This window comes from Patulibacter defluvii, from assembly GCF_034096925.1.
Lineage (GTDB): Bacteria > Actinomycetota > Thermoleophilia > Solirubrobacterales > Solirubrobacteraceae > Patulibacter > Patulibacter defluvii.
Map to the genome: position 1 here is coordinate 409,660 of NZ_JAWZSQ010000001.1, position 18,398 is coordinate 428,057.

Annotated in this window: 14 protein-coding genes; 8 read left to right on the forward strand and 6 right to left on the reverse strand. The window is 76.9% G+C overall.

Annotation, left to right across the window (positions count from 1 at the left end):
* Window positions 1–2: 2 nt before the first annotated feature.
* Window positions 3–482: a hypothetical protein gene (locus tag SH587_RS01700; protein WP_320668815.1), complete on the reverse strand. Its 480-nt coding sequence runs from the start codon at window positions 480–482 to the stop codon at window positions 3–5.
* Between the two features lie 46 nt (window positions 483–528).
* On the opposite strand from SH587_RS01700, the gene SH587_RS01705 reads away from it, so the two are divergent.
* Complete coding sequence (locus SH587_RS01705) at window positions 529–1,200, forward strand: uracil-DNA glycosylase (RefSeq protein ID WP_320668816.1); 672 nt, start codon at window positions 529–531, stop codon at window positions 1,198–1,200.
* Here the strand turns inward: SH587_RS01705 and SH587_RS01710 are convergent, their stop codons facing one another.
* A complete protein-coding gene (locus tag SH587_RS01710; RefSeq protein WP_320668817.1) occupies window positions 1,201–2,271 on the reverse strand; it encodes a serine hydrolase in 1,071 nt (356 codons plus the stop codon).
* A 71-nt stretch (window positions 2,272–2,342) separates the two neighbouring features.
* Complete coding sequence (locus SH587_RS01715) at window positions 2,343–2,921, reverse strand: TetR/AcrR family transcriptional regulator (protein WP_375341718.1); 579 nt, start codon at window positions 2,919–2,921, stop codon at window positions 2,343–2,345.
* Window positions 2,922–3,093: 172 nt separating this feature from the next.
* On the opposite strand from SH587_RS01715, the gene SH587_RS01720 reads away from it, so the two are divergent.
* On the forward strand, window positions 3,094–3,651 hold the full coding sequence (locus tag SH587_RS01720) for an NADPH-dependent FMN reductase (protein WP_320668819.1): 558 nt from the start codon (window positions 3,094–3,096) through the stop codon (window positions 3,649–3,651).
* A gap of 10 nt (window positions 3,652–3,661) precedes the next feature.
* Here SH587_RS01720 and SH587_RS01725 read toward each other — a convergent pair whose 3' ends face one another.
* Entirely contained in the window at window positions 3,662–4,567 is a 906-nt protein-coding gene (locus tag SH587_RS01725) for a hypothetical protein (RefSeq protein ID WP_320668820.1), read from the reverse strand.
* Window positions 4,568–4,745: 178 nt separating this feature from the next.
* On the opposite strand from SH587_RS01725, the gene SH587_RS01730 reads away from it, so the two are divergent.
* Both SH587_RS01730 and SH587_RS01735 read left to right on the forward strand, forming a co-directional pair.
* On the forward strand, window positions 4,746–9,890 hold the full coding sequence (locus SH587_RS01730; RefSeq protein ID WP_320668821.1) for a DEAD/DEAH box helicase: 5,145 nt from the start codon (window positions 4,746–4,748) through the stop codon (window positions 9,888–9,890).
* 97 nt (window positions 9,891–9,987) lie between these two features.
* Window positions 9,988–10,746 carry a cobalt-precorrin-6A reductase gene (locus SH587_RS01735; RefSeq protein WP_320668822.1) on the forward strand — a complete coding sequence of 253 codons (759 nt, stop codon included), beginning with the start codon at window positions 9,988–9,990 and terminating at the stop codon, window positions 10,744–10,746.
* 30 nt (window positions 10,747–10,776) lie between these two features.
* On the opposite strand, the gene SH587_RS01740 is transcribed toward SH587_RS01735, so the two are convergent.
* Together SH587_RS01740 and SH587_RS01745 are read right to left on the reverse strand one after the other, a co-directional pair.
* Complete coding sequence (locus SH587_RS01740; RefSeq protein WP_320668823.1) at window positions 10,777–13,860, reverse strand: S8 family serine peptidase; 3,084 nt, start codon at window positions 13,858–13,860, stop codon at window positions 10,777–10,779.
* Window positions 13,861–13,995: 135 nt separating this feature from the next.
* On the reverse strand, window positions 13,996–14,850 hold the full coding sequence (locus tag SH587_RS01745; RefSeq protein ID WP_320668824.1) for a hypothetical protein: 855 nt from the start codon (window positions 14,848–14,850) through the stop codon (window positions 13,996–13,998).
* A 111-nt stretch (window positions 14,851–14,961) separates the two neighbouring features.
* Here SH587_RS01745 and SH587_RS01750 point away from each other — a divergent pair, with 111 nt between their 5' ends.
* The 4 genes from SH587_RS01750 to SH587_RS01765 are packed head-to-tail and all read left to right on the forward strand — an operon-like array spanning window position 14,962 to window position 18,334.
* Window positions 14,962–15,732: a DNA-formamidopyrimidine glycosylase family protein gene (locus tag SH587_RS01750; protein ID WP_320668825.1), complete on the forward strand. Its 771-nt coding sequence runs from the start codon at window positions 14,962–14,964 to the stop codon at window positions 15,730–15,732.
* A complete protein-coding gene (locus tag SH587_RS01755) occupies window positions 15,729–16,457 on the forward strand; it encodes a glycerophosphodiester phosphodiesterase (protein ID WP_320668826.1) in 729 nt (242 codons plus the stop codon). The genes SH587_RS01750 and SH587_RS01755 overlap by 4 nt, the downstream gene beginning before the upstream one ends.
* A gap of 49 nt (window positions 16,458–16,506) precedes the next feature.
* Window positions 16,507–17,058, forward strand: coding sequence for an RNA polymerase sigma factor (locus SH587_RS01760; protein ID WP_320668827.1), 552 nt, complete (start codon window positions 16,507–16,509; stop codon window positions 17,056–17,058).
* Entirely contained in the window at window positions 17,045–18,334 is a 1,290-nt protein-coding gene (locus SH587_RS01765) for a DUF4349 domain-containing protein (RefSeq protein WP_320668828.1), read from the forward strand. Before SH587_RS01760 ends, SH587_RS01765 begins: the two co-directional genes overlap by 14 nt.
* The last annotated feature ends 64 nt before the right edge of the window (window positions 18,335–18,398 follow it).

Consider the following 18,398-nt stretch of genomic DNA (forward strand, 5'->3'; position numbering starts at 1 on the left):
GGCTACTGCTTCTTGGCGTCGCCGCCCTCGACGCGGCCGTGGACGGTGCTGTCGAGCTTCCAGCTGTTGCCGCCCTCGCGGACCAGCGTGATCGTGTCGGTCCGCTTGTCGTCGCCGGAGACCTTCAGCTCGACCGTCGCCTTCGCCTGGTCGCCCTCGATCGTGACGTCCTGGACGCTCATGTCGATCGGGTCGGCGTCGTCGAGCGCCTTGCGGGTGACCTTCTCGCAGCCGCCGCGGGCGTCGAGCTGGGCGACGAGCCGCTTGGACAGCAGCTGGCGGCAGACGGTCCGCGCGCCGTTGTTGTCCTTCTGCTCGTCGTCGTAGGCGTCGTCGAGCGCCTCGACGGTGTTGGCGACCTGCGCCTTGACCCCCGAGAAGTCCTTGCTCTTCGAGGTGTTCGTCGGCGCGCAGCCGACGGCGCCGAGGGCGAGCGAGCCTGCGGCGAGCAGCAGGGCCAGACGGGAGCGGCGGTCGGTCACGGCAGCGAACGGTACCGGAGGGCCTCGCCGCGGGTACCTTCCGGAGGTGGCCACGACCCTCAGCGAGCTCGAGCGGCGCGTCGTCGCCTGCCGGGCCTGCCCGCGACTGGTGGCCTGGCGCGAGGAGGTCGCCCGGACCAAGCGCGCCGCCTTCCGCGACGAGGTCTACTGGGGACGGCCGATCCCCGGCTTCGGCGACCCGGCGGCCTGCGTGCTGCTGCTCGGCCTGGCCCCGGCCGCCCACGGCGCCAACCGCACCGGCCGGATCTTCACCGGCGACCGCTCGGGCGACTTCCTGTTCGCGTCGCTGCACCGGACCGGCTTCGCCAACCAGCCGACCGCCGTCTCGCGCGACGACGGACTGGCGCTGCGCGACTGCTGGATCACCGCGATGGTCCGCTGCGCGCCGCCGGCCAACAAGCCGACGCCGGCCGAGCGCGACGCCTGCCGGCCGTGGACGGTGGCCGAGCTCGACCTGCTGCCGAACGTCCGCACGCTGGTCTGCCTGGGGCAGTTCGCCTGGGACGGGGCGCTGCGGCTGCTGGCCGCGCGCGGGATCGACGTCCCCCGTCCGCGGCCGCGGTTCGGCCACGGGGCGGAGGTGACGATCGGCCCCTACCGGCTGCTCGGCACCTTCCACCCCAGCCAGCAGAACACCTTCACCGGGCGGCTGACCCCGGCGATGCTCGACGCGGTGCTGGCCCGCGCCGCGGCCTGATCAGGCGTCGGGGCAGGTCTTCGGCAGCAGCGGCCAGCGCGACGGCGGCAGCGCCCGCTGCATCGCCCGCGCCATCGCGGTCAGCTTCGGCGTCACCGCCTCGAGCCCGCCGCGGGCGTCGGCGGCGACCGCCACCGCGACCCCCCGCGACCCGCGCCGCAGGACCCCGTACTGGACGGCGACGTAGCGGCCGCCGGCCTCCGGTCCCCAGCCGCCCTTGAAGCCGATCGTGGCGCCCCAGGCGGGAGTGCCGAGGCCCCACCGCTGGTCGCCGGAGACCTGCCGCATCAGCCCCAGCACGAAGCGCGTGTCCTCGGTCGAGAGCACGCAGCTGCCGGCCAGGCCGCCGTAGAAGCGGACGCCGTCGGTCAGCCGCAGGGTGGTCTGGCCGAAGGTGGTGAACGAGCCGCGGCGGCGGCGGTTGACGGCGATCGCGCGGCCGCTGCCGGCGCGCAGCGCCTCCTCGACCTGAGCCGAGGCGCCGTCGACGCCGCCGAACCGCCGCTCCAGCTCGGCGAAGAGCGCGAGCGCGGCGGCGTTGTCGGAGACGGTCAGGGCACGGGTGGCCAGCCGCCGCTCGTCGGCGGTCGGCGTGCGGCCGCCGGAGAGCTGGCCGGCGCGGCGGGCGCGCAGCACCGCGGCCAGCACCGGCACCTTGGCGCTGCTCCAGGCGTGGGTCGCCGCGCGGCCGGCGCGGACGACGACGCCGGGACCGATCGTGCCGACGGCGGCACCGGTCCCGGAACCGCCGGCGCGGACGGCAGCGTCGGCGGCCCGCTGCAGCGGGGCCCGCGGCGACGGGGTCGCGGCCGGCGCCTCGCTGGTGGCCGCGGTCCGGACGCTGGTCGGCTCCTGCTCGACCGGCGGCTCGCTGTCGTCGTGGGCGGTCGGCGGCTCGCCCGACGGGGTCACGGCGGGCGGCATCGCCGAGCTGGTCCGGGCCGCCGCCGGGTCGCGGTCGTCGCCGCCGCAGGCCGCCAGCGGCAGCCCGGCGGCGAGCGTGACGAGCAGGGCGAGCGGGACGGACCGGCCGGACGGGACGCGGCGACCAGGGGCGTCGGGGCGGCGCATGGGTGTCGACCCTACTCGCGGTGCCGCCCGCTCGCGACCACCGGCCGGGGGGTCGCGCTCCCCCGGCGTGATCAGGCCGAGACGACCCGCCGGACCAGGTCGGTCCAGCCGGCGGCGAGCCGCTCGCGCGGCATCCCCAGCACGTGCCGCTGGTGCCAGACCAGGCTGGCGTCGAGGGTGCCGAGGAGGGCGTCGGTCAGCAGCTGCAGGTCGCCGTCGGCGCCGGCGTCGCGGAGCAGCGCGGAGACGTGGGTCGCGTGGACGCCGCGGGTCGGGTGGCTGAAGCGCTTCTCGGCACAGGACTCGGCCGCGCGCAGGATCTCGCCGTGCCGCTCGGCCATCTCCAGCCGCGCGTGGCCGAAGGCGATCAGCCGCTCGACCGGGTCGCCGCCGGGACCGAGCGGGGCAGGCCCGAAGAGGAACGCCTCCTGGAGGTCGGTCTCGGTGTGGTTGATCAGCGCGTGCATCAGGCCCGTGCGGTCGCCGAAGCGGCGGAAGACGGTGCCCTTGCCGACCTCGGCGGCGGCCGCGACCGCCTCCATCGTCACGTTGGCCACGCCCAGCTCGTCGACCAGCCGCGCGGCGGCTTCGAGCAGCCGGCGGCGGTTGCGCGCGGCGTCGGCGCGCTCGTGCTCCGGCGCGTCGGCCATCGGCAGGGCCAGCGTCGGCAGCGAGGTGAGGGGAGCGGTGGGCGTGGCGGCCACCCACCGAGTGTAGCCGAGATCGACGAAGTGGACCACGGTCCGCTTTCTGCTACAACTTCTGGAGCGGACCGCGGTCCGTTTCCTTCCCTCCTCGTCCCGACCCACTCAGGGAGCCCCCATGACCCGCATCATCGGCATCTCCGGCAGCCTCCGTGCCGGCTCGCACAACACCCAGCTGCTGGAGACGGCGGCGCGCAACGCCCCCGAGGGCGTCGAGATCGAGCTCTACACCGGCCTCGCCGACCTGCCGCTCTACAGCGAGGACGTCGACGGCGAGGGCGTGCCGGCGGCCGCCGCGGCCCTCCGCGAGCTGGTCGCCGGCGCCGACGCCGTCCTGATCGCCACGCCCGAGTACAACGGCTCGACCCCCGGCGGGCTCAAGAACGCGATCGACTGGCTCTCGCGCCCCTACGCCGCCGGCGCGATCCAGGACAAGCCGGTCGCCGTCGTCGGCACCGCGCTTGGCCAGTACGGCGGCGTCTGGGCCCACGACGAGACCCGCAAGGCGCTCGGGATCGCCGGCGGTGCCGTGATCGAGGACGCCAAGGTCTCGGTCCCCAACTCGCTCGGCCGCTTCGCCGAGCTGCACCCGGCCGACGACGCCGAGGTCGTCGACCAGGTGGCCCAGGTCGTCCGCCAGCTGGTCGACGCGACCAAGCAGCCGGTCGCGGCCTGAGGGCGGCGCGTCAGGGGGCGGCGACGAAGCGGGCGGTGACGCTCTTGCAGACGAGCGGGTAGTAGCCGCGCCGCTCGACCCGCGAGCTGATCCGCACCGTTCCGCGGGCGAGGCCGTCGCTGCCGATCCGCCCGCGGATCGTGCCGTTGAACCGGTAGCGGTAGCGATTGCGGCCGCGGCCGCCCTGCTCGCGGAGCCGCTCGTTGCCGCGGAAGCTGCCGTCGGGCCGGACCGTGAACGGCGGCGCCAGGTTGCTGGTGTCGGCGTTCCACGCCTTGCGCCCCGACTGGCAGCGGATGCGCGTCGCCCAGACCGCGCCGAGTCGACCGTCGGGGCGGGTCACGATGGCGATCGGCGCGCGGAAGCCGCCGATCCGCTCGCTGGTGATGCCGAAGCGCGAACGGTTGCCGGCCGTTCCCGGTTGGGGGCCGGAGCCGTTCCGGCGCAGGGTGAGCGGGAGCGTCCCGCGGCAGCGCGTTCGGCGCTTGCCGTTGCGCAACGTGCCGACCATGGTCAGGGTGCCGTCCAGCTGATCCGGTCCGGTGCGCAGCAGCTGGACGGTGAGCCGGACGCGGGTCCGCAGCTTGCCACTCTTCCCGCGTACCGTCCGCACCGCATTGAGCGCCGGGAAGCTGGCCGGATCGGCGATCGTCGTCCGCAGCTCGCGCGTCCCGAGCGTGGTGCAGCGACGCGTGATGGCGTACACGTTGATCCGCACGCCGGTGCCGTTGACGTTGACCGTCATCAGCGAGTTGTTGCCGATGTCGTTGTTGCGCTTGTTCTTCGCGACCTGCGCGTAGCCCCCACCGTATATCTCGGCCGACGCGACGGCGGGCAGCGCGGCCGCTCCTCCGAGTCCGGCGACGGCGACGGCGGCCGCGCCCCACAGCGCTGGCCGCGACGGATGACGAGACATTCGGGGTTCCCCTCTGGTGCTGGACGGCGGATCGGCGCGGGGCCCTCGGCCCGGCGCCTCCGGCCACCGTATCGACGCCGTCCACCACCGCACACAGCGCGGGCTGCGAACGGTGGACGGACGTCCGTCCCGTGGTCCGGCGGGCGTGGACCGGCGGGCGGCGTAGTCTCGGACGTCCGTGGCCCTCGACGCCTTCACCCCCCGCGTGCGCGACTGGTTCGTGCGTGCGTTCGACGCCCCGACCGCCGTCCAGGAGCAGGCCTGGCCGCTGATCTCGGCCGGCGAGCACGTGCTGATCTCGGCCCCGACCGGGTCGGGCAAGACGCTGGCCGCCTTCCTCTGGGGCCTCGACCGGCTGGCCGCGGCGCCGCTCGCCGACGGGCAGCGGCGGGTGCGGCTGCTCTACGTCTCGCCGCTGAAGGCGCTCAGCCACGACGTCGAGCGCAACCTCCGCGCGCCGCTGAAGGGGATCGCCACCGCGGCCGGCGCGGACGCGCCCGACATCCGCGTCGGCCTGCGCACCGGCGACACCCCGCAGCGCGAGCGGGCGGCGATGCGGCGCCATCCGCCCGACGTCCTGATCACCACCCCCGAGTCGCTGTTCCTGATGCTGACCTCGGGCGCGCGCGAGATCCTGACCGGGGTCGAGACGGTGATCGTGGACGAGATCCACGCCGTCGCCGGTACCAAGCGCGGCACCCACCTGGCCCTGACCCTGGAGCGGCTGGCCGCCCTCCGCGAGCCCGGCCTGCCCGGGGCCTGGGCCGGCGACGACGTCCAGCGGATCGGCCTCTCCGCCACCCAGAACCCGCTCGAGGAGGTCGGCCGCTTCCTCGTCGGCCCCCAGCGCCGCTGCCGGATCGTCGACACCGGCGAGCGCAAGCGGATGGACCTCCGCATCCAGGTCCCGGTCGAGTCGCTGACCGAGCTCGACGGGGTCGGTGCGGCCCGCCCCTCGGCCGCCGACGACCGCGACGCGGCGGCGCCGGGCTCGGCCGCCTACGAGGACGCCCAGGCCGGGGTGGCGATCGACGACCCGCTCGCCGTGCTGCCGGCCGGCAACGAGGCGACCCGCAACTCGATCTGGCCGGCGATGTACCCGGAGATCCTCGACCTGGTCGAGCAGCACCGCTCGACGATCGTCTTCGTCAACAGCCGCCGCGCCGCCGAGCGGCTGGCGCTGCGGCTGAACGAGCTGGCCGAGCGGCGGGCGCTCGACGCCGAGGCCGCCGCCCTCGCCGGCGACGGCGATCCGAACCGCGATCCCGACGCCCGCTGGGAGCCGGAGCAGGACGGCACCCGTCCCGCGGGCGAGCTGCGGCGGCTGGCCCCCGACCTCGACGCGACCCTCCCCAGCCCCGAGCGTCACGCCCGGATCCATCCGCGCCCGGTCGCCCCGCTGCACGACGCCGCCCCGGCCGGCAGCCACACCGCGGTGGTCGGAACGGCGGGACAGCCTTCCGCCCGCCACCCCACCGGCCCGCACGCGGTCGAGATCGCCCGCGCCCACCACGGTTCGCTCTCGCGCGAGGAGCGCGAGCTGGTCGAGGAGCTGCTGAAGGCCGGCCAGCTGCCTTGCCTGGTCGCCACCAGCTCGCTGGAGCTGGGGATCGACATGGGCGCCGTCGACCTGGTGCTCCAGATCGAGTCGCCGAAGTCGGTCGCGGCCGGGATGCAGCGGATCGGCCGCGCCGGCCACGGCGTCGGCGAGGTCGCGAAGGGCCGGATCTTCCCGAAGTTCCGGGCCGACCTGCTGGAGTGCGCCGTCGTCGCTCGGCGGATGCGCGAGGGCCGGATCGAGCCGATCTCCGTCCCCCGCAACCCGCTCGACGTGCTGGCCCAGCAGATCGTGGCGATCACCGCCTCGACCGACGACGGCGGCGGCCGCTCGCGGGCCGGCGCCCCGCGGACGGTCGACCCGGCCGCTCGCGGGCAGCTGGCGCTGGCCGACGCGGACGCCGACGGCGACGAGCCGGCCGCAGTCGAGGATCCGGGCCTCGGCGACGGGATCGCCGTCGACGAGGTCTTCGCGCTCGTCACCCGCACCCACTCCTACGCCGAGCTGCCGCGCGAGCTGTTCGAGCGGGTCCTCGACATGCTCGACGGCCGCTACCCCTCGCAGGACTTCGCCGAGCTGCGGCCGCGGATCGTCTGGGACCGGATCGGCGGCACGATCCGGCCCCGCCGCGGCGCCGGCCGGCTGGCGATCGCCAACGCCGGCACGATCCCCGACCGCGGCCTCTACCGGGTGACGCTGCCCGACGGCCGCCGGGTCGGCGAGCTCGACGAGGAGATGGTCTACGAGGCCCGGGCCGGCCAGACCTTCCTGCTCGGCGCCTCGACCTGGCGGATCGAGGAGATCCAGCGCGACCGGGTCGTCGTCACCCCGGCCCCCGGGGTGCCCGGCGCCGTCCCCTTCTGGCGCGGCGACCAGCGCGGGCGGCCGAAGTCGCTCGGCCAGGCGATCGGCGCCTTCAGCCGCTGGGCCGTCGACCAGTCCGAGGCGACGCTGGTCGCCGACTACGACCTCGACGAGCGCGCCGCCCGCAACCTGCTCGACTTCCTGCGCGAGCAGCAGGACGCGACCCGCGTGATCCCCTCCGACACGGCGCTGGTCGTCGAGCGGTTCAAGGACGAGATCGGCGACTGGCGGCTGTGCCTGCTGTCGCCCTTCGGCGGCCGCGTCCACGCCGCCTGGGGGCTGGCCGCGTCGCGCCGGATCCGCGACGAGCTGGGGATCGAGGCCGACGCGATCTGGTCGGACGACGGGATCATCGTCCACCTGCCCGACAGCGACGAGCCGCCGGCCGCCGAGCTGCTGCTGCTCGACCCCGACGAGGTCGAGGACCTGATCGTCTCCGAGCTGGGGTCGAGCGCGCTCTTCGGCGCCCGCTTCCGCGAGAACGCCGGCCGCGCGCTGCTGATCCCGCGCGCCCGCCCGGGCCGGCGGACGCCGCTCTGGCAGCAGCGGCTGAAGGCTCAGTCGCTGCTCGAGGTGGCCGAGAAGTTCCCCGACTTCCCGGTGATCCTGGAGACCTACCGCGAGTGCCTGCGCGACGTGCTCGACGTGCCCGGCCTGGTCGAGCTGCTGCAGCAGGTCCAGCGGCGCGAGGTCTCGCTGGTCGAGGTCGAGACCGCGACCGCGTCGCCGATGGCCAGCTCGCTGCTGTTCGACTACGTCGCCACGTACATGTACGAGGGCGACGCGCCGAACGCCGAGCGGCGGGCCGCGGCGCTCTCGCTCGACCGCGACCTGCTGCGCGAGCTGCTGGGCCAGGACGAGCTGCGCGAGCTGCTCGACGAGGGCGCGCTGGCCCAGCTGGAGGCCGACCTCCAGCACCGCTCGGCGCGGACCGTCGCCCGCGCGCCCGACGCCCTGGCCGAGGTGCTGCGGCGGGTCGGCGACCTGACGCTGGAGGAGGTCGCCGCGCGGGTCGCCGCGCCCGACGCGGTGGTGCCCGAGACGGGCGCCCCGGCCGACGACGCCCGCCGCGCGCTGGCCGAGGACTGGCTGCTGGCGCTCGGCCACCAGCGGCGGGCGGTGCGGATGCGGATCGGCGCCGAGGAGCGGTGGATCGCCGCCGACGACGCCGGGCTCTACCGCGACGCGCTCGGCGCCGTCCCGCCCGGCGGCCTGCCCGAGGCGTTCCTGGCCGACGTCGCCGACCCCCAGCGGCGGCTGGTCGTTCGCTACGCCGCCACCCACGGGCCGTTCACCGACCACGAGCTGCGCGACCGCTACGGCCTCGACCTGCGGGCGCCGCTGCGCGAGCTGCTGCGCGAGGACGAGCTGGTCCGGGGCGAGATCCGGCCCGGCGGGACCGAGACCGAGTGGTGCGATCCGGAGGTGCTGCGGCGGCTGCGGCGGATGTCGCTGGCGGCGCTGCGGCAGGAGATCGAGCCCGCCGATCCACGCGCGCTGGTGCCGTTCGCGACCGGCTGGCAGGGGATCGACCGCCACCGGCCGAGCGGCGCCGGGGTCGACCGCCTGCGCGAGATCCTGGTCCCGCTCCAGGGCCTGGCGCTGCCGGTCGAGCTGTGGGAGCGCGACGTGCTGCCGCGGCGGCTGGGGGCCTACTCGCCGGCCTGGCTCGACGGGCTCTGCGCTTCGGGCGAGGTGGTCTGGGTCGGCGCCGGCGCGGTCGGGTCCGGCAGCCAGCCGTCGCGCGGACGGGTGGCGCTCTACTTCCGCGAGGACGCGGCGGCGATCGGGCCGCCGATGGGCCGCGAGCTGCCGCGGGCGTCCGGTCCGGCCGGCGGTCCGTCGGCGGGGCGCTCGGCGCGGGCGCCCGTCGAGAGCGGTCCGAGCGGGCCCCTGCACGACGCGCTGCGGGCCCAGCTCGACCTTCGCCCGGCCTTCTTCCACGAGCTGCTGACGGCGGGTGGGTGGGGCGTCGAGGTCACCCCCGAGGGGCTGCGCGACGCCCTCTGGGACCTGATCTGGGCCGGCGAGGTGACCTGCGACGTGTTCGCCCCGCTGCGGGCCGGGCGGGCGGGGATGAAGGTCCGCCCCGCGGCCCCGGCCGCGCGCCGGCCGACCGCCACCCGTCGCCGCTTCGGCCCCCGTCCGGGCGCCGACGCCCGCCAGGCGACCCAGGGCCGCTTCGCGCTGACCGCGCCGCTCTTCGCGCCGCCCGGGGCGGGGCCGGTCGACCCCGGCGAGCGGCGGCGGACGCTGGCCGAGCTGCTGCTGGAGCGGCACGGGATCGTCACCCGCGAGCACGTCCGGGCCGAGGGCATCAGCGGCGGCTTCTCGACCCTCTACGACAGCTTCGGGGCGCTGGAGACGCTCGGGGTCTGCCGCCGCGGGTACTTCGTCGAGGGCCTCGGCGGGGCCCAGTTCGCGCTGCCGGGGGCGGTCGAGCGGCTGCGGGCGCAGCAGATCGAGCCGCCCGGTCCCGCGCTGGCCCCCTCCGGCGAGCCGCTGCCGGTGCTGGTGCTCGACGCCGCCGATCCGGCCCAGCCCTACGGCACGCTGCTGAGCTGGCCCGACGACGACCACGACGATCGTCCGGCCGACGCCCAGCGGCCGCGGCCGCAGCGCGCCCACGGCGCGAAGGTGGTGCTGGTCGGGCCCGATCCGGTGCTGTTCGTCGACCGCTCGGCGAAGGGCCTGCAGGTGCTGGTGGGCTACGGCGACGAGCGGCTGCCCGGTGCGCTGGCCGCGGTCGCCGAGGCCGCGGCCGCCGGCCGGATCGGCCCCCCGCGCAAGGGCGTCCAGCTGGAGCGGATCGACGGGCTCGAGGTGATCGGCCACCCGCTCGAGCGGCTGCTGGAGCCGGCCGGCTTCCGCCCCGCGCCGACGAAGTACCTGGCGCGCTGACCACCGAACCGGTGCCCTCCCACCCCGGCGACCGCGGCGGGCCGAGCTATCTTGCGCTCGTGGCCGCCCGTGAGCTGCTCGACCACCCGAGCGACCGATGAGCGACCCGCGGCCGCTGGTGCTGGTGCTCGGCGGCACCGCCGAGGGCCGCGCGGCCGCGGCGCTGCTCGACGCCCGCGACGACGTCGCCGTGATCAGCTCGCTGGCCGGCCGGCTGCGCGACCCGTCGGCGGTCGCCGGCGATGTCCGTCACGGCGGCTTCGGCGGCCCCGACGAGCTGGCGGCGTGGCTCGGCGAGCGGCGGGTCGCGGCGGTGATCGACGCCACCCACCCGTTCGCGGCCCGGATCTCGCACGCGGCGGCCGAGGCCTGTCGCGCCGCCGCCGTGCCGCTGGTGGCGCTGCGGCGGCCGGGCTGGACGGCCGGGCCGGGCGACGACTGGCACTGGGTCGACGAGCTGGCGGCGGCCGCGGCGCTCACTCCCTCGCTCGGGCGTCGGGCGCTGCTGGCGATCGGGCGCCAGGAGGCCGCCGCCTTCGCCGCGGTCGCCGACGCCTGGTTCCTGATCCGCAGCATCGAGCCGCCGGACAGGCCGCTGCCGCCGCGGCACGAGCTGCTGCTGGCGCGCGGTCCGTTCGCGCTCGCCGACGAGCGGGCGCTGCTGGAGCGCCACCGGATCGACGTCGTGGTGACCAAGGACAGCGGCGGCGACGCCACCCGCGCGAAGCTCGACGCCGCGCGCGAGCGGGGGATCCCGGTGGTGATCGTCCGCCGGCCGCCGCTGCCGCCCGGCGACGCGACCGCGGCCGATCCGGCGGCGGCGGTCGCCGAGGCGGTCGCCCGGGCCGGCGGCTGAGCCGGACCGACCCGGGCGAGCGGCCGGGCGCTACTTCCGCGGCTCGACTTCGACCAGCGTCTCGCCCAGCCGCCGCGACGGATCGCGGTCGCTGCCGGCGTGCCAGGCGACCATCCCCAGCAGCGGCTCGTCGCCGCCGACGCCGTTCCAGCGCAGCGGGAAGGTCCGCTCGGCCGGGCCGTCGGAGTGCGCGGGGTCGCCGGCCACCGTCAGCCCCGGCTCGGGCTGGGGATCGTTCGGCCGCGGGTCGTGGACGATCCACGTCCGGCGGTCGAAGCGGACGTGCGAGCCGTCCTCCGGGATCGTCGTCTGGGCGATCACCACGTAGCGGCCCGGCGCCGGCCAGCGCAGCTCCGCGTCGTCGTCCAGGTAGACGCCGGCGACGGTCACGTCGGACGCGCTGGCCACCCCGTCGCCGTCGACGTCGCGCACGATCGTGTGCCAGGCCGCGCTCGGGCGGGGTCCGCGCAGGGTGGTGCGGACCCGTACGAAGGCCGTGCCCGGGGGCACCGTCAGCGTGCTCTGGTGCTCCTCGACGCCGGCGTCCGGCACCGAGTAGGTGACCTGGTCGGCGTCGACCTCCGGCGCCGTCAGGCCGTGGGCGACGCCGGCGACCGTGCCCGAGATCCGCGCCGTCAGCGGCCGCTCGCCGCTGCCCGCCGCGTCCTCGATCCGCAGCTGCTCCGGCGGGTCGACGATCCCGGGATTGCGGCCCGCGACCGGGATCCGCAGCTGGCGCCCGCCGTCGGCGTCGCGCAGCACGATCGTGCGGTCGCCGAACGCCCGCGACCCGAGCGGCGCCTCGGCGGCGATCGTCAGCCGCTGCCGCGCGCCCGGGGCGACCGTGAAGCGGCCCGGCGACACCCGCACCGCCGGCGCGCCCGGCCGGCCGTCCGCGACGGTCGCGGTCCAGGTCGTCTCGCGGTCGGCGACGCTGGTCACCGTCCGCGCGACGGTCACCGGCGCGACCAGCCCACCGAGGCTGACCGACGGCAGGTTCAGGTCGCGCGGGGCCAGCGGCGGCGGCTCGCCCTCGATCGCATCGGGATCGAGCGCCTCGCCGACCCGCCGGTACTCCTCGGCGGTCGGCGCCAGCACCAGCCCGGCGTCGACGGCCGCGGTCGGGTCGATCCGCCCGCCGCCGGCCGCGACGTGCGGCGCGGGCCCGTCACCGTCGCTGGCCGTCACCGGCGCCGCGGTGGTGACCAGCGCCGAGCGGATCGCGGCCGGCGACCAGGTCGGCCGGGCCTGCCGCAGCAGCGCGGCGGCGCCCGCCACCGCCGGCGTCGCCATCGAGGTCCCGGAGCGGGCCGCGAACCGCTCGTGCGGCTCCAGCCCGACCTGGGCGGCGTAGGTGTCCGGGGCGTAGGCCGACAGCACCCCGACCCCGGGCGCGGTGACGTCGGGCCGCAGCAGGTCGTCGGTCCCGGGGCTGGGGCCCCACGACGACAGCGCCGCGCTGCGATCGGTCGTCCAGGCGCTGGCACGGGCGGCGGCGAACGAGGCGCTGGCGCCGCCCCCGTGGACGGTCCGGCGCAGCGCGTCCAGGTCCCGCTCCCGCACGTGCAGCGACGGCACCCGGGTGGTGGTGGTCCGGTTCTCGGCGTCGCTCTGCGGCATCGCGAAGACGATTCCGGCGGCGCCGCGGGCGGCGAGCGCCTGGTCGATCTGCTGCGCTCCGTGGATCCGGCTGGTCTCGCAGATCACGATCCGGCCGGCGACGTCCTCGCGCTCGATGCCCTGGACGCAGTGGCGGGCCCGGAAGTACGGGGAATCGCCCGGTCGCTCCAGGTCGCGGGCGTCGACGATCGGCAGGTTGCGGGCCGCGCCGGCGACGCCGCTGGCCGCGGCCGAGGCCCGGCGGCCGTCGCGCCCGCGGACCTCGATCGTGGTCGTGAAGGTGCGCCCGCCGGTGCTGGCGCCGACGCCGATCGCCCACGGGTTCGAGGCCGGGCTCTCGACCCGCCCGTCGCGGCCGATCCCCTGGCTGTCGCCGTTGCCGGCCGCGGCCACCACCACGACGCCGGCCTCGTCGGCGCCGAGCAGCGCGACCGAGAGCGGGTCGATCGGGTGCTCCGGGTCGACGTCGCCGCCGAGCGAGAGGTTGATCACGTCGACCCCGTCGGCGACCGCGCGGTCGACGGCGGCCAGCAGGTCGACGTCGGAGCAGGCGATGTCGCCGAAGATCGGCCAACAGGCCTTGTAGGCGGCCAGATGGGCCGCCGGGGCGATCCCGCTGATCCGCCCGACGCCCAGGTCGTTGCCGGCGATCACCGGATCGACCCCGTGGTTGCCGACCGCGATCGCCGCGACGTGGGTGCCGTGGGCGATGTCGTCGCGGGGCGACTCGTAGGCCTCCTCCGGCAGGTACTTCGGGTAGTCGCCGTGGATGAACGAGCGCGCGCCGACCAGCTTGTTGTTGCAGAGCGACGCCGGGAACGCCTCACCGGATTCGCAGCCGCCGCGCCACGACGGCGGCGGGGCCTTGATGCCGTCGCCGGCGAACGAAGCCGACTCGGGCGTGACGCCGGTGTCGATCACGCCGACGACCGTGCCCGCACCGGCCCGCGACGGGCCGCCGAGCCGCGTCCACAGCCGGCCGGGCAGACCCAGGAAGTCCGGCTCCGAGCCGACCAGGTCGGCGCCGCCGAAGCCCGACCCGGCGGGCAGGGCGCTCGGCCGGAGGTAGCGCTCGCGGGTCACGCGGCGGACGCCGGGGGCGCGCCGCAGCGCGGTCGCCTGGTCGTCGCTGAGGCGGGCCGCGAAGCCGCTGAACGCCACCCGGTACTCGGCGGCCGGACGGACGCCGGGCGCGGCCGCGGCGAGCGCGCGCGACTGCTGGGCGTCGATCGTCGTCCGCTGGGCGTCGGCCGCGGCCGAGCGGATCCGGACGTGGCCGCCCGGCGGCGCCGCGGTCGCCGCGTGGCGGGCCAGCGGCGGCGCGTCGAGCTGGACGATCCAGTGGTCGGTCGGCGGCGGGCCGGCGGGCCGCTCGCCGGCCACCCGCGGCGTGGGCGGCGACGCCGCGTGGGCCGGGACGGCCAGGGCGGCGAGCGCCCCGGTCAACGCCACGGCGGCGACGACGTGCGCGGAACGCGCACGGAGCTGCGACATGAGCTGGTCTCCTGTCGGTGGGGGATCGAGCGGAGGCGCGCGGTCGCCCGCCTCCTGCCCTGCTCCTGCCGCCGAGCGGCCGCCGATTTCAGCGCCGCGGCAAGATCGCCCGCGGCACCTCCCCGACGACGGGGATCAGGTCGTCGCGATCCAGGACTGCGTGCCCGACCCGCAGCGGACGCCCGGCTGGCTGACCGAGAGCGACGCCTCGCCGGTGGCGCTGGGCGTCTCGCGGTCGTAGGCGCCGGCGACGCGGATGTCGTAGACGAAGCGCCCGCCCGTGACCTTCGCCGACTGCCGCTGGCGGCCGGAGAAGCCGCCGCTGCTGCGGAGCGTGAACGGGTAGACGAAGCCCATCGCCTCGGGGCCGGTGCGCGAGTTGCAGCGCAGGCGGCCGCTGGTCAGGGCCTGGACCCGGCCGTCGGGACGGCGGGCGACCACGACCGCGCCGGTCAGCGACCGCGCCAGCTTCTGGTCGGTGGTGCCGTAGACCGCCGGGACCGACTTCGGCTCGGTCGGCAGCACGTCCTGCGGCAGCGCCGCCAGCACGGCGCCCGGGTCGCGCAGCTCCAGGTGCTGGGTCATCCGGCAGTTGGCCTTCGCCTTGCCGACCTTCAGCGTGCCGGTGATCCGCAGCGAGCCGGCCAGCTTGCCGGCGCCGGTCGGCTCCAGCGAGACCGAGCCCTGGAGCCGGAAGCCCTGGCCGCGGAGGTTGCCGCGGAACGAGACCGCGCCGCCGTCGCGGAGGGTCGCCGGGCGGGCCTGGAACTGGATGTCGCGGCAGCGGGGCGAGATCGCGCCGATGCTGATCGAGGCCTTGGTGCCGCTGGTGTGGACCGCGACCGCGGCCCCCTGCACGATCGACTTCGCCTTGGCGTCCTTCGCGAACGTGATCCCTCCACCCCCGTACGAGGCCGCCGAGGCGGCGGTCGGGAGGACGAGCAGTCCGAAGCCGGCGAGGGCGAGGACGGTCGTGGGGGTCCGGGGCACGGGCCTTCCGATCACTGGCGAACGACGCAGAACGGCGCCGACTCTAGCCTCCCGCGGGATCGGTCGCCACCAGCAACCGTCGCGCGACCTGACAGGCTGCGGAGGACGACGATGCCGGAGGGCGACTCGATCCACCACGCGGCCCGCCGCCTGCGCGGCGCGCTGCTCGGCGGCCCGCTCGACCGGGTCCGGACGCCGAGCCCCCGTACACGTCCGCGCGGCTGGGAGCGGCGGCTGGCGGGACGGGCGCTGACGGCGATCGACGCTCGCGGCAAGCACCTGCTGCTGCGGTTCGAGGGCGACCTCGTCCTCCACAGCCACCTGCGGATGAGCGGCCGCTGGACCGTCCGCGACGCCGGCGGCCGCTACGGACCCGGGGCCTGGATCGTGCTCGGCCGCGGCGACCGCGACGGGATCCAGCTCGGCGGCCCGTTCCTGGAGCTGCGGACGGCGGCCCAGGTCGCGGCCGATCCGCGGCTGCGGGCGCTCGGCCCCGACCTCTGCGCCGACGGGCCGCTCGACGTCGACCGGATCCTGCTCCGGCTGCGGCAGGACGATCCGACCCGCGCCGTCGGCGACGCGCTGCTCGACCAGCGGACGGTGGCGGGGATCGGCAACGTCTGGAAGAGCGAGGGCTGCCACGCCGCCGGGATCGACCCCTGGCGACCGCTGGCGGCGGTCTCCGACGAGGAGCTGCGGGCGATCCTCGACGCGATCGTCCCCGGGATCCGCCGCTGCGCGCGCGAGGGCACCCACCTGCGCCCGCGGCGGATCTACGGCCAGGCGGGACGGCCCTGCCCGCGCTGCGGAACCACGATCATGGCCCGTGGCATGGGCGACGACAACCGCACCACCTGGTGGTGCCCGGGGTGCCAGCGGTGACCTGGCCGGGCGTCGCCGCGCGGCAGGAGGGGCGGACGCTGCGGATCGGCCACAAGGGCTGCGCCGCGCTCGTGCCCGGCAACACGATCGCCAGCCTCGAGCGGGCGGCGGCGCTCGGGGTCGACGCGGTCGAGTTCGACGCCCTGCCCGACGGCCGCGGCGGCCTGCGGCTGGCCCACGACCGCACCGACCTGGCCGCCCGGCCCGACGCGCCGACCCTGGAGCAGGCGCTCGACCGGCTCTGCGCGCCCGACCTGGCCCATCTCGGGATCGACCTCGACAGCAAGGTTCCGGGCGACGAGCGGCTGATCGTCGACGCGCTGCGCGAGCGCGAGCTGCTCGACCGGGTGCTCGTCTCGACGATGGAGCCGCCGACCCTCCACGCGCTGCGGCGGCTGGAGCCGCGGCTGCGGCTCGGCTGGTCGGTGCCGCGCGTCCGCCGCGACTACCTGGCCTCGCGCGCGACCCGGCCGCTGGCGGTGGCGGCGGTGCTGGCCGCCCGCCGGCTGCTGCCGCGGACGCTGGTGCCGACCCTGCGCGAGGGCCGGGTCGACGCGGTGATGGCCCACCACTCGCTGGTCACGCCGGGCTTCGCCCGCGCGATCCTGGCCCACGGCGAGCTGCACGTGTGGACGGTCGACGACCGCGAGCGGGCCGCCGCGCTGGTGGCGATCGGGGTCACGAGCGTGATCTCGAACGACCCCCGCGTGGTGCCCGTCGGCTGACCTTCGGACGAATTCCGTGACGGACCGCGGGGTGGCCCGTAGTGTCCCCATGAGCGAGACAGCCACCGCGACGCTCGCCGCACCCGTCACCCGCCCGAGAGCCATGGACGTCGAGGCGCTCTACCGCGCCTGCGCGGACGACCTGTACGCCTACGTGCGGACGGTCGTGCGCGATCCGGTCCTGGCCGAGGAGGTGGTCGCCGTCGCCTTCGAGCGCGCGGTCGCCCGCCAACGACGGTTCGACGCGCGCCGCGGTTCCCCCCGGGCCTGGATCTTCGGGATCGCCCGCAACGCCGCGATCGACGAGCTGCGGCGGAGCGGCCGGACCGCCGAGCTGACCCACGACCCGGTCGACGAGCGCCTGCCCGACCCGGCCGACCGACTGGCGGCCGAGGACGAGGCCGCCCGCCGCCAGGCCGCGGTCGCGCAGGCGATCGCCGCGCTGCCGGGCCGCGACCGCGAGCTGGTCGCCCTGAAGTTCCACGCCGGCCTCTCGAACGCCGAGATCGCGAAGGTCCTGGGGATCTCCGCCAGCAACGCCGGCAGCCGTTTGCACCGTGTCCTGACCCGCCTGAGGGAGGCCTGCCATGTGGGGTCGTGAGTCCCAGCTGGATCCCGAGATCCGCGACGAGCTCGAGGCGCTCGAGGCCGCCCTCGCCGGCGACCCCGACGCCGATCGTGAGCTGGCGGCGCTGGTCGCCGACGTCGCCGCCGCCAAGCCGGCGCTCGACCCGGCGGCCCGCGGTCGCCTCGACGAGCGCGTCGAGCGCGCGCTGCACCCGGCCCCGTCCTCCTCGGAGGGCGGGGCCGGGTCGTCGGCCGTCCGCCGCCGTCCGTCGCGGATGGCCTCCTGGCGGCCGGCGCTGGCCGTGATGGCGGCGACCGCGCTGGTGGTGCCGGTGGCCGTGGTCGCGCTCGGGGGCGGCGACGGCGGGTCGAGCGACACGACCGCGCTCAGCACCCAGGCGATGGATCGCGGCGCCGCGACGGTGCCTGCGCCCGCGCCCGGCAAGTCGCTCGACGGCGAGGGCGGCGCCGCCGGTTCCTCGTCGGCCGGCGAGACCGGCGACGACGCCGGCCGCGGCGGTGCGGCCACCACCGAGGCGAGCCCGACGATCGAGCGCCAGAGCGCGCCGACGACCGTCGCCCCCGACTCCGGCGCGACCAGCGGAGAGCTGGCTCGTGACCGCGTCGTCGTGCGTGACGTCGACCAGGTGGTCCGCGTCGGGCGCGACCAGGTCGGGCGGGCGACCAACCGCGTGACCTCGATCGTCGAGGGCGCGGGCGGCTACCTGGCCGACTCCCAGGTCCGCGAGCGCGGCAGCGACGCCGGCGCCAGCTTCCAGGTGGTGGTCCCGACCGCCCGGCTCGACGCGACGGTCGCCCAGCTGTCGCGGATCGGGCGGCTGGTGCGGCTCGACCGCTCGACCCAGGACGTCACCTCGCAGGCGGTCTCGCTGGCCGACCAGCTGGCCGACGTCCGCGCCGACCGGCAGTCGGTCCGCCGCCAGCTGGCGGCGGCCACGAGCCCGCAGCGGCGGGCGGCCCTGCGGCGCGAGCTGAACCTGCTCAGCTCGCGGATCGCGCGGCTGGAGGGCCGTCAGCGGGTGCTGCGGCGCCAGACCGACACCTCGCGGATCCGGCTGGCGCTGGTCACCAGCGGCGACGACGCGATCGCGCTGCCGGCGGCCGAGGACGGCCGCTGGGGGATCGGCGACGCGCTCGACGACGCCGGCCGGGTGGTCGAGGTCGCCGGCGGCGTGCTGCTGATCGCCGGCGTGATCCTGGTCCCGCTGGGGCTGGTCGCGGGCGCCGCGCTGGCCCTCCGCCGGCGCCGCCGGGCGGCGGCCGCCGACCAGCTGGTCGACGCCGCCTGAGCCGCGCCGCGAGCGTCCGCGGGACGGGGGCCGGGCCGCAGCGGCCCGGCCCCCGGCGCGTCGC

Coding starts and splice junctions, on each gene's coding strand:
- SH587_RS01735 (WP_320668822.1), top strand. CDS start 9,988: ATGAGCGACCCGCGGCCGCTGGTGCTGGTGCTCGGCGGCACCGCCGAG.
- SH587_RS01765 (WP_320668828.1), top strand. CDS start 17,045: ATGTGGGGTCGTGAGTCCCAGCTGGATCCCGAGATCCGCGACGAGCTC.
- SH587_RS01715 (WP_375341718.1), bottom strand. CDS start 2,921: ATGGCCGACGCGCCGGAGCACGAGCGCGCCGACGCCGCGCGCAACCGC.
- SH587_RS01750 (WP_320668825.1), top strand. CDS start 14,962: ATGCCGGAGGGCGACTCGATCCACCACGCGGCCCGCCGCCTGCGCGGC.
- SH587_RS01720 (WP_320668819.1), top strand. CDS start 3,094: ATGACCCGCATCATCGGCATCTCCGGCAGCCTCCGTGCCGGCTCGCAC.
- SH587_RS01740 (WP_320668823.1), bottom strand. CDS start 13,860: ATGTCGCAGCTCCGTGCGCGTTCCGCGCACGTCGTCGCCGCCGTGGCG.
- SH587_RS01710 (WP_320668817.1), bottom strand. CDS start 2,271: ATGCGCCGCCCCGACGCCCCTGGTCGCCGCGTCCCGTCCGGCCGGTCC.
- SH587_RS01725 (WP_320668820.1), bottom strand. CDS start 4,567: ATGTCTCGTCATCCGTCGCGGCCAGCGCTGTGGGGCGCGGCCGCCGTC.
- SH587_RS01760 (WP_320668827.1), top strand. CDS start 16,507: ATGAGCGAGACAGCCACCGCGACGCTCGCCGCACCCGTCACCCGCCCG.